This window comes from Azospirillum sp. B506, assembly GCF_000333595.1.
Taxonomy (GTDB): domain Bacteria; phylum Pseudomonadota; class Alphaproteobacteria; order Azospirillales; family Azospirillaceae; genus Azospirillum.
On record NZ_BADK01000808.1, the window covers coordinates 1 to 2160 of the forward strand.

Sequence of the window (2160 nt, forward strand, 5' to 3'; positions counted from 1 at the left end):
CGGATTTTCGAACAAGCGTTCCGCCCAGCCGGCCTTCAAGCAAGTTTCGACCGTTGCCTTCTTCACGCGCTGTCCACGCTCGTCGAACAGCGGCAGCTTGCCGCCCGGCTGGTCCAGACCGCGGCGCAGCCATGCCCCTTGGGCGTCGGACGGGGTGCTGCGGGACGGGGAACGGCGGGACTTGGCCATGGGAAGGGCTGCTCTTGCGGGGGCGGGATCGGACTGGGGATTGCCGGCCCCGGTGGGGGCTGTGGCAAAGTGCGGACATCCTACGCGAAAGCGCAGCACAGGTGCATCGAAAAGGAGGCGACTTCCCCATGCCGGAAACCTGCCCTGAAGCCCGCCCGGAAACCGGGACTGACGATCTGGCCTTCGCCTACATCACCGCCGGCTCGAAGGCGGAGGCGCTGCGCATCGGCCGGAGTCTGGTGGAGGAAAGGCTGGCCGCCTGCGCCAATGTGCTGGACGGCATGACCTCCGTCTATCGCTGGAACGGCGCGGTGGAGCAAGCAGATGAGGCGGTGCTGATCGCCAAGACCCGATCCCGCCTGTTCGAGCGCCTGACGGCCCGTGTGCGTGAGCTGCACAGCTATGACACGCCCTGCGTCGTCGAACTGGCGGTCGGGCGCGGCAACCCTGCCTTTCTCGATTGGTTGCTGGCGGAGACGGAGTAAGGCGCCGACGGGCAGAAAAACCCAAACAGAGCCTTGACGCGGATCAACGTCGCAGGCTGCAGTTGGGCCTAGGAAGAGCGATGCCTGACCACCCACCGGCATGGCACTCGACCGCTATCGGGCCGACACGACCGACACCGGGCCGGGCCCATCTTATCGAGGACACCGAGATCATGGACGATTGCTCCGCACATGGCCCCATTCCGCTGTCGCTGGACGAGGCGGTCGCGCGCGTCGCACAGGGGTACGGCGCGGTGACCGGGACGGAGGAGGTGCCGCTGCGTCAGGCGCTTGGCCGTGTTCTGGCGGAGGAGGTGACGGCGCCGATCAACGTGCCGCCGGCCGATGTCTCCGCCATGGACGGTTGGGCCTTCGCCGCCGCTGCGGGGGAAGGGTTTCGCCGGCTCGATATCGTCGGGCGGGTGCCGGCCGGTTCCAAATTCGAAGGAACTGTCGCGGCGGGGCAGGCGGTGCGCATCTTCACCGGCGCGCCGGTTCCCGCTGGAGCAGACACGGTGGCGATGCAGGAGGATTGCCGGACAGAGGGCGATGCGGTTCTGGTCCCGGCGTCGCTGAAGCGCGGCGCCAATGTCCGCTTGACCGGGGAGGACATGGCCGCCGGTGCGATGGTGCTGCACCCCGGCCAGCGGATGCGCGCGCAGGAGGTCGGGCTGGCCGCTGCGGTCGGCCGGTCGACCCTGACCGTGCGCAAGCGGCTGACGGTGGTGCTGTTCTCCACCGGCGACGAGTTGCGCGAACCGGGGACGCCCAAGCCCGACCACGCCATCTATGACGCCAATCGCTACACGCTGGCGGCCCAGCTCGACGCTCTGGGGGTGGAGGTGCGCGACCTCGGCATCCTGCCCGACCGCCCGGATGCCACCCGCGCCGCGCTGGCCGAGGCCGCCGGCAGCGCCGACCTGATTGTCACCAGCGGCGGCGTGTCGGTCGGCGAGGAGGACCATGTCAAGGCGGCAGTCAACGCGCTGGGCGGGATCGACCTGTGGACACTGGCGATCAAGCCGGGCAAGCCCCTGGCGCTCGGCCGGGTCGGCGACACGCCCTTCCTCGGGCTGCCCGGCAACCCGGTGTCGGCGATGGTGACCTTCCTGCTGGTCGGCCGGCCGCTGGTGCTGCGCCTGTCGGGAGCCAGCAGCATCGCCACCCCGCGCAGTCTGGTGGTTGCCGATTTCACCTTCACCAAGAAGCCCGGCCGCCGCGAATTCCTGCGCGCCCGGCTGGAGCGTGGCGCGGACGGACGCCCGGTCGCCGTCAAGTTCCCCAGCAACAGCTCCGGCGTGCTGACCTCGATGGTGGAGGCCGACGGGCTGGTCGACATGCCGGCCGAGGCCACCGCCGTGCATCCCGGCGATCTGGTCGATTTCCTGCCCTTCACCGCCTGTTCGCGTGACGCTGGAGCAGCTGCGCATCTTCGCCACCGTGGCGGAGATGCTACATTTCACCCCTGCGGCGGGAGTGCTGCACC

At 69.4% G+C, this 2160-nt stretch carries 2 protein-coding genes and 1 pseudogene; 2 read left to right on the top strand and 1 reads right to left on the bottom strand.

Annotation, left to right across the window (positions count from 1 at the left end; genetic code table 11):
• Positions 1-189 (bottom strand): annotated as a pseudogene (locus tag I71_RS25305) (hypothetical protein); the annotation flags it as partial.
• Between the two features lie 128 nt (positions 190-317).
• Here I71_RS25305 and cutA point away from each other — a divergent pair.
• Together cutA and glp are read left to right on the top strand one after the other, a co-directional pair.
• Positions 318-674: a divalent-cation tolerance protein CutA gene (gene cutA / locus I71_RS25310; protein WP_042700299.1), complete on the top strand. Its 357-nt coding sequence runs from the start codon at positions 318-320 to the stop codon at positions 672-674.
• A 173-nt stretch (positions 675-847) separates the two neighbouring features.
• The coding region (gene glp / locus I71_RS25315; protein WP_244434044.1) for a gephyrin-like molybdotransferase Glp at positions 848-2160 on the top strand (1313 nt) is incomplete at its 3' end.